6 protein-coding genes are annotated in these 8,238 nt (G+C 44.3%); 4 read left to right on the forward strand and 2 right to left on the reverse strand.

Annotated elements, in window-relative coordinates; translation table 11 throughout:
• Positions 1-164: 164 nt before the first annotated feature.
• Both LVQ76_RS08700 and LVQ76_RS08705 read left to right on the forward strand, forming a co-directional pair.
• On the forward strand, positions 165-1,085 hold the full coding sequence (locus LVQ76_RS08700; RefSeq protein ID WP_232921424.1) for a L,D-transpeptidase family protein: 921 nt from the start codon (positions 165-167) through the stop codon (positions 1,083-1,085).
• A gap of 352 nt (positions 1,086-1,437) precedes the next feature.
• Positions 1,438-3,099 carry an NAD-dependent malic enzyme gene (locus tag LVQ76_RS08705; RefSeq protein WP_232864362.1) on the forward strand — a complete coding sequence of 554 codons (1,662 nt, stop codon included), beginning with the start codon at positions 1,438-1,440 and terminating at the stop codon, positions 3,097-3,099.
• Between the two features lie 101 nt (positions 3,100-3,200).
• On the opposite strand, the gene LVQ76_RS08710 is transcribed toward LVQ76_RS08705, so the two are convergent.
• Positions 3,201-4,037 (reverse strand): AraC family transcriptional regulator, encoded by an 837-nt coding sequence (locus LVQ76_RS08710; RefSeq protein ID WP_232864361.1) that lies wholly within the window; start codon positions 4,035-4,037, stop codon positions 3,201-3,203.
• A 389-nt stretch (positions 4,038-4,426) separates the two neighbouring features.
• Between LVQ76_RS08710 and cfa the strand changes: the two genes are divergently transcribed.
• Both cfa and metK read left to right on the forward strand, forming a co-directional pair.
• Positions 4,427-5,575, forward strand: coding sequence for a cyclopropane fatty acyl phospholipid synthase (gene cfa / locus LVQ76_RS08715; protein WP_232903764.1), 1,149 nt, complete (start codon positions 4,427-4,429; stop codon positions 5,573-5,575).
• Between the two features lie 98 nt (positions 5,576-5,673).
• Complete coding sequence (metK, locus tag LVQ76_RS08720; RefSeq protein ID WP_232903765.1) at positions 5,674-6,819, forward strand: methionine adenosyltransferase; 1,146 nt, start codon at positions 5,674-5,676, stop codon at positions 6,817-6,819.
• Positions 6,820-7,133: 314 nt separating this feature from the next.
• On the opposite strand, the gene LVQ76_RS08725 is transcribed toward metK, so the two are convergent.
• A complete protein-coding gene (locus LVQ76_RS08725; protein WP_232921425.1) occupies positions 7,134-8,027 on the reverse strand; it encodes a LysR substrate-binding domain-containing protein in 894 nt (297 codons plus the stop codon).
• Positions 8,028-8,238: the final 211 nt, after the last annotated feature.

Here is an 8,238-nt window from a genome sequence, read left to right on the forward strand (position 1 = left end):
TGCCAAATGTTATTTTGATGTAACATAACATTCATAAAAAAGATAAATCCTCGTACAGAATATGTAACCCCCTCCATTTAATTTCAGTGTAAATTAATATGAATATGGAGCGATGATTATATTGGGAGTAATATCACATCAATTCATCATACAAATGGTTCATCATGAAATTCCGCACACCCTCTCTCCTGGTTATTGGACTCCTGGCCTCACATTCTTCATTCGCCTCAACATTCACTCTTCCTTCTGACGGCAGTCGTTTGGTTGGGCAAAATGCTGTTGAGCAAATCCCTTCCCACAACCAGCAGCCGCTGGAAAATTTTGCAGTTAAGTACCATGTGGGTTTAAGCAATATGCTGGAAGCGAATCCAGGTATTGACCCCTGGTTGCCGCAATCGGGAAGCGTTGTCACTTTCCCTCTGCAAGTGATTCTGCCTGATACGGTACATGAGGGAATCATCATTAATTCTGCTGAAATGCGGCTTTACTATTACCCGCAAGGCAAGAATGTGGTTGAGATTTTCCCGGTGGGTATAGGTCAGGTTGGCCACGATACACCTGAACAATGGGTCACAAGCGTACAACGTAAAAAAGCAGGTCCAACCTGGACTCCTACGCCGAATGAAAGGGCTGAGTTTGCAGCAGAAGGCCAAATATTACCGGCGGTGGTTCCTGCTGGGCCTGAAAACCCGATGGGTTTATATGCGATGTATATCGGTAATCTTTTTGCCATTCATGGCACAAACGCAAACTTTGGGATTGGCCTGAGAGTCAGCCACGGTTGCGTTCGTTTAAGGGCCGATGACTTGAAAAAACTCTTTAATGAAGTCCCTGTCGGTACTCGCGTTGAATTGATTAACGAACCGGTGAAAGCCACTGTTGAGCCAGATGGATCTCGTTATGTCGAGGTTCATAACCCACTGTCTTCAAATGAGGCAGAATTTAACACGGCAAACGTATCACCTCTTCACCTGTCTCAGAAAATTGAATCCGTCTTACAGGATAAACAGGTGCAACATGACGTTGTGGATAAAGCATTGGCAATGCGCGCAGGCTTGCCTGTACAAATTAACATCACAAATTAAATCTTATCAGGACTGATAAAAGGTTGGTCGGCAGAAAAGGTGGCGTTGATGTTGTTAGTTAAACCAACACCCACCTTTCTGTTATATTTTGTTGCACTTCACCTTAAAACAACACACCTGTCTTAATTATGTTTCTTTTGTGCACCTGAATGTTTCAGATAAATTTATTCAGAATTAGCGATGTTGCTTTTTTGTTTTTATTATTCTTGATTAAGTCTCTTACTCACATTGCATATAGCCTTTTTGAATATGGCTTCTGGCTAATGATTTGGCACATTTGCATAAGAAAATAATTAGGAATATATATCTCTACAAATTCAGAGAGTCAGCTATTTAACAAAGTGAGAGTAAAATGCGATACACCCACCTTTCCGGGCAATCCCTGCTTAGCAATACTACCTTTAATAAGGGAAGCGCATTTAGTAACAGTGAGCGTAATGAATTTAACTTACATGGACTTATCCCCACAATTGTCGAAACAATAGACGAACAAAGCGACCGGATACGCTTCCAGCTAAATAATTTCATTACTGATGAAGATAAGCATATTTTTTTGCGTAACTTGCAAGATACAAATGAGGTGCTTTTTTATCATTACATCACATCTGATATCGAAGCTTCACTGCCATTAATTTATACGCCAACGGTTGGTTATGCCTGCCAGCACTTTTCGGAAATCTGGCGTAAAAACCGAGGAGTATTTATTGCCTGGGAGGACCGAGACAATATTGAAAGCATTCTTCGAAATGTTCTTAGCGATGATATCAAAATTATTGTGGTTACAGACGGTGAGAGAATTCTCGGTTTAGGCGACCAGGGCATTGGTGGAATGGGTATTCCTATTGGGAAATTGTCTTTATACACGGCTTGCGGTGGTATAGACCCGCACCAGTGTTTACCCGTAATGCTCGATGTCGGGACTAATAATAAAGAACTGCTAAGTAATCCATTATATATGGGAGCCCGCCACGCACGCATTTCTGATGCGGAATATTTTGAGTTCATTGATATTTTTGTGTCAGCAATTGAGCGCCGTTGGCCAGGAGTGTTGTTGCAGTTTGAGGATTTTGCACTACAACATGCAACGCCATTGTTGAAAGAATACCAGGATAAGTTATGTTGCTTTAATGATGATATCCAGGGGACAGCGGCTGTAGCATTAGGCTCTATTCTCGCAGCCTGTCTGCGTAATAAAATATCACTTTCCGAGCAACGTATTATGTTCGTTGGGGCTGGGTCTGCTGGTTGTGGCATTGCCGAGCTCATTGTATCAGCACTTAAGGCTGATGGTATTGATGAGGAAATCGCCAGAAGTCATATATTTCTTGTCGACAAAGATGGTCTGGTATTAAAAGACACCCCTGCATTAACTGATTTCCAGTATCGACTGGCTCATGCAAGAGAAAGCTTAACATTTTCCCCTGATGGCAAAAATATTGCGGCGCTGGTTAATTGCATCCAACCATCGATATTAATTGGGGTATCGGGTGTACCAGGCCTGTTTACGGAAGAAGTTATCAAATCGATACATTCTTGCACTTCCACGCCAATTATTTTCCCGTTGTCGAATCCAACATCACGCGTTGAGGCTGAACCTGTCGATATTATCGAATGGACCGAAGGTAACGCGATCATCGCAACAGGAAGTCCATTCGCGCCGGTTATCTACAATGGTAATAAACACATTATTTCTCAATGCAATAACTCTTATATCTTCCCGGGTCTTGGGTTGGGCGTTTTACTCTCAAATGCGAAACGTGTAACCGAAAGTATGTTCCTGGCAGCCAGTAAAGTCCTTGCACAATCATCGCCTATGCTCAAAGACCCGCATGGAGCATTATTACCTGAGCTTACAAAGATTCATGAAATATCTAAAAAGATCGCCATTGCCGTTGCGCTTGCAGGTGCTGAAGATGGCGTTGCTACCAGCATGGGAATTTATGAATTAGAAGAAAAATTAGAGAAGATATTTTGGAAACCGGAGTATCAGGGTTACAAGCGTATTTCATTCTGACTGATTACCCCTACTCCATTTTTTGAGTAGCCATAAAAAATCCGGAAATGTTTAGCATCTCCGGATTTTTATTAAGCTACCTCCCCAGCAAACATCTGGTTTTAATCATATAAAATCGCAGCTGGCGGTGGAGGTGTAGCTTCATAGCGCGAGGGAGATACGCCAAATAATTGGCGGAATGCATAGGTATAAGCTGACGTACTACCGTAACCCAGCATTAACGCAATCTCGGTCACGCTGCGTGACTGGCGTAGTAAAATAATTGAATGCAGTAAACGATGTCGTTGTTTCCAGTTGCTGAACGTTATCCCGGTTTCTTTAATAAAATGCCGTGAAAAAGTACGTGGCGACATTCCTATCCGCTCGGCCCACTCTTCCATTAAATGGGGTAAATCGGGTGATTCGCTGATCACCTGGCACATTTCCAGCAATGCCGGTGCCGTAGGCCAGGTCATTGCAAATCCTGCGGCGGGAAGATCGTTTAGCACGTCGATTAAAGTGGATACCAGGCGCCCTTCTTTACCGTTAGCATCATAAAACTCGGGGATAGTCTGCGTTGCATGGTGGATAAAACTACGCGCAAAGTCAGAGACAGTTACCAACTTTAGCTCCGCTTTACAACCCGTAGCCGCATAGTAATCCGGGTCGATATCAAGGTTCTCCAGCATCACTTCACTGGCAGTTTGCACCCGATGAGGCATAAATGCCGGTATCCATAACCCATAACAGGCAGGAATAATGTATGAATTATTCTCCACGGAAATATATAGGGAGCCTTCACGGGCGTAGTGGAACTGAATGAAAGGATGAGAATGCAGTTCTGATTGCACGTTTTCCGCCAGCATAAACGAACGGAAGAAAACAGGGCGTGCAAGTTTAGCCCCTGTTGCATCGCCCGTGTAGCGGAATGAGTGTAATACCTTTTTTGTTTTAACCATCTGACTCACCTAAATTGACGCTTGATCGACACAACTTGGCATCCCTTCATGATACACAAACCTTCTTAGCTGCGATAATTAATTCATCAGCCCAGTCAATGAGTAACCAAAAATCAGTAAAGTAGTAACATGAAATATTTAATCGCACCCAGAATAAAGCGTTGACTGACATCGCCATTAGTTTAGCCAATAAAAAACTCAGAGGTATTTAGAATAAGCCACTCTACTATTTATAAAATATATAGCTAGCATGAGCTAATTATTTATACCGCAGCAGTCAATCAATAACAAATTTATATATTTGTTATTCAAACTTTCTTTTAACGAAACATAAATGAGTTCAGATAGTCGAGTAGAAATTTAGCTTAGGCTTTTATTGAGGATGAGATATGAGTGTTGAAGTTGAAAGTGCACCCGTCGTACGCAAAGACAACTGGTATCGGATTGCAGAAGATCTTGTGAACCAGGCTGATGTCCGTTTTAACGGCAGCCGCCGCTGGGATATTCAAGTACACAATCCTGACTTTTATAAACGTGTTTTGCAGGAAGGTTCTATTGGCCTTGGTGAATCCTACATGGAAGGTTGGTGGGATTGCGCCGCGCTGGATGTTTTATTCGAGAAAATCCTTCGTGCAAAACTCGATGAGAAAGCACCAAAAAACTTCAGGGATTTAGCCCGTGTCGCGGGTATGCGCTTATTTAATTTACAGACACGTAAACGCGCCTGGATTGTTGGCAAAGAACATTACGATATCGGCAATGATCTGTTTGCAAAAATGCTCGATCCGTATATGCAGTATTCCTGCGGCTACTGGAAAGATGCGACCAACTTGCGTCAGGCGCAAGAAGCCAAATTGAAAATGTTATGTGAAAAATTGCAGCTTCAACCCGGTATGAAACTGCTGGATATTGGCTGCGGTTGGGGCGGTTTGGCACAGTACGCTGCAGAACATTACAATGTTCATGTTACCGGTGTGACCATCTCTGAAGAACAGCAGAAAATGGCACAGGAGCGTTGCACCTGGCTGGATGTTTCCATCAAGCTAATGGATTATCGCGATCTCGACAGCCATTTTGACCGTATCGTTTCCGTCGGGATGTTCGAGCATGTTGGGCCAAAAAATTACGACACCTATTTTGAAGTGGTGAACCGCTGCCTTAAACCGGACGGAATGTTCCTGCTACACACTATTGGTGCGAATAAATCAGATACCAACGTTGATCCATGGATTAATAAATATATATTCCCTAACGGCTGCCTGCCTTCTGTAAAACAAATAGCCAGCGCCTCAGAACCCCATTTTGTCGTCGAAGACTGGCACAATTTCGGTGCAGATTATGACCTGACATTAATGGATTGGCACCAACGGTTTAATCTTTTCTGGCCTGAGATACAGGATAATTACAGCGAATCTTTTAAACGCATGTTCAATTATTACCTCACCTCTTGTGCAGGAGCTTTCCGTGCCCGCGACATTCAGCTGTGGCAAGTTTTATTTAGCCGTGGTGTAGAAGGTGGAATGTATGTTTATCGCTGATATAGGCTATAACCTTAATCGCAAATTAATTTCGATAATATAACTACTATTTTTATTATCAGTATTAAATGATTTAGTTATTAATTTAAGGATTTTGTATGTCACAACAGTTATTCACCTCAGAATCTGTTTCTGAAGGGCATCCTGATAAAATAGCCGACCAAATATCTGATGCTATTCTCGATGCCATTATTGGACAAGATCCCAGAGCGCGCGTGGCCTGTGAAACGCTGGTAAAAACCGGCATGGTTTTGGTGGGGGGAGAAATTACCACCGACACGTGGGTGGATATAGAAGAGATTGTGCGCCGCACGATCCATGACATCGGCTATAACAGCTCAGAAATGGGGTTTGATTCCCACACTTGCGCCGTTTTAAGTGCGATTGGTAAACAGTCTCCCGATATAAATCGTGGAGTAGATCGTGAAGATGAAGCAAATCAAGGTGCAGGCGATCAAGGGCTTATGTTTGGTTATGCATCCAACGAAACCGATGCGCTAATGCCCGCTCCTATTACCTTTGCTCACCGTTTAATGGCACGCCAGGCTCAGGTGCGGAAGAGCGGTTTATTACCCTGGTTAAGACCAGATGCGAAAAGTCAGGTTACCTTTGCATATGAGAATGGCAAAATCACCGGTATTGATACCGTGGTTATTTCCACTCAACACAGTGAAGCAGTCACCCAGCAAACCCTACGTGAAGGCGTGATGGAAGAGATCGTTAAGCCTGTTTTACCGCCTGAGTGGCTGACGCGCGATACCAAATATTTTATTAACCCAACCGGCCGATTCGTTATTGGTGGGCCAATGGGTGACTGTGGGCTGACGGGCCGCAAAATTATTGTTGATACCTACGGCGGTATGGCGCGTCACGGCGGCGGTGCATTTTCCGGTAAAGATCCATCTAAAGTTGATCGTTCAGCCGCATATGTTGCACGCTATGTCGCTAAGAATATTGTTGCCGCCGGGTTAGCTGATCGCTGTGAGATTCAGATTTCTTATGCCATTGGTGTTGCAGAACCCACCTCAATAATGGTGGAAACCTTCGGTACTGGAAAACTGGATAATGAAAAACTGATTATGCTTATTCGTGAGTTTTTCGACCTTCGCCCACATGGGTTAATCCGCTCGCTGAATTTGCTGCAACCGATATATCAGCAAACAGCGGCCTACGGTCATTTTGGACGTGATATTTTTAGCTGGGAACAGACCGACAAAGCTGACCTGCTACGCCGCTTCCTTTAAGTTTTCACGCTCTATAGGGCCAGGTTGTTAGCGCGAGTTAATTCTCATAGAGAACAGTTAACATCAGGAAATCCACGCTTTTGCGTGGATTTTTCTTTCATTCGCTCAGACTGCGGCATTTCCATTTCATATAAAATTCACTCGAACGCCTCTGGATATATATTGCACAAATAATTTTAGTTAAGTAATTAATAAACTCCAGAGAGTGCGAGATGAACCACCGACCCGGCACTGTTTGCCAATGAATTGCATCAAGTCATGATTTCACTGAGGAAATAAGGAAAAAATCGCCTACGGTCACGCCGGGAAGTTGTTCACCCTATAAAGAGACCGTGTTTCCGGGTGTGCTTGAGGTAGGCAAGCACGGCGGCACTGGGTTCGTCTTTACGACTGACCATCATCAGATTAGCTGCCAATTCCTTCGAATCAAGAACTCGATAAACCACACCCGGGATCGCCACCTGTGCTAATGGCGCTGGGACAAGGGCGATACCCAACCCGGCTCCAGCCATAGCGAGGACGCTCAGTGAACTGGATATCCGATAAGCAATATGCAAAGCGTCGCCAAGCAGTTTATGGAGTTGCGTATCAAGTTGAGAATCCACGTCATTTATTGCGTACATAATCAAAGGCTCATGGGCCAGCATATCTACCGTCAGACTCTCTTTATCGGCGAATCTGTGCTCGCTGGACATCACCACGACCCGTCCCCATTCCCCCACAGATTCGTAGACAAGGGTTGATTCATGATCCGGATCGTAATCAGGCATATAACCCACATCCAGCGTCCCGTTCTGAATGGCTTCATTTTGAAGCTGTGGCGCAAGCTCCTGGCAAATTATTTCAGCGTCCGGGTAGGCCCGATGAAAAGATCGGACATCCTGCATCAGCCTGCCGCTGAAGACAGCATTACCGGCAAACCCTATCCGCACCCGGCCTGTTTCACCGCGAATAGAACGCTCCACGGAAAGACGGGTATGTTCTACTTGCTTTAGTGTGCGCGTGGCTTCCGCTTGCAATAGCTTCCCGGCTTCGGTCAGTTCCACACGACGGCTGGTCCGAATCAACAATGGCCCACCCAGCTCAGCCTCAAGGGCTTTAATCTGCATGCTTAACGCGGGTTGAACAATATTGAGCCGTTCCGCCGCCCGGCCAAAATGCCGTTCCTCTGCGACAGCCAGAAAATACTTCAGGTGGCGTAAATCCATAAATCGCTCCATTAATCATTAAAAATGATTAATCAGTAAAATCTATATATTTGAGTTTAACTACTTTCGGGACCAAACTGAATCTGTAAGCATCCCCGTAATCCGCGCCATTCACTTTTAGAGATCTTCCGACATACTGATTATGTCACCTGTGGAGATCGCTATGCGTAAGATCCGATTCACCGAGCACCAGATCATCTCCGTTCTGAAG

It is taken from the genome of Buttiauxella cochleicola, from assembly GCF_021283185.1.
GTDB lineage: Bacteria > Pseudomonadota > Gammaproteobacteria > Enterobacterales > Enterobacteriaceae > Buttiauxella > Buttiauxella massiliensis.

What these genes read in the sequence shown, in the direction of transcription:
- cfa (WP_232903764.1), top strand. Translation starts at nt 4,427, where the DNA reads ATGAGTGTTGAAGTTGAAAGTGCACCCGTCGTACGCAAAGACAACTGG.
- LVQ76_RS08725 (WP_232921425.1), bottom strand. Translation starts at nt 8,027, where the DNA reads ATGGATTTACGCCACCTGAAGTATTTTCTGGCTGTCGCAGAGGAACGG.
- LVQ76_RS08710 (WP_232864361.1), bottom strand. Translation starts at nt 4,037, where the DNA reads ATGGTTAAAACAAAAAAGGTATTACACTCATTCCGCTACACGGGCGAT.
- LVQ76_RS08700 (WP_232921424.1), top strand. Translation starts at nt 165, where the DNA reads ATGAAATTCCGCACACCCTCTCTCCTGGTTATTGGACTCCTGGCCTCA.
- LVQ76_RS08705 (WP_232864362.1), top strand. Translation starts at nt 1,438, where the DNA reads ATGCGATACACCCACCTTTCCGGGCAATCCCTGCTTAGCAATACTACC.
- metK (WP_232903765.1), top strand. Translation starts at nt 5,674, where the DNA reads ATGTCACAACAGTTATTCACCTCAGAATCTGTTTCTGAAGGGCATCCT.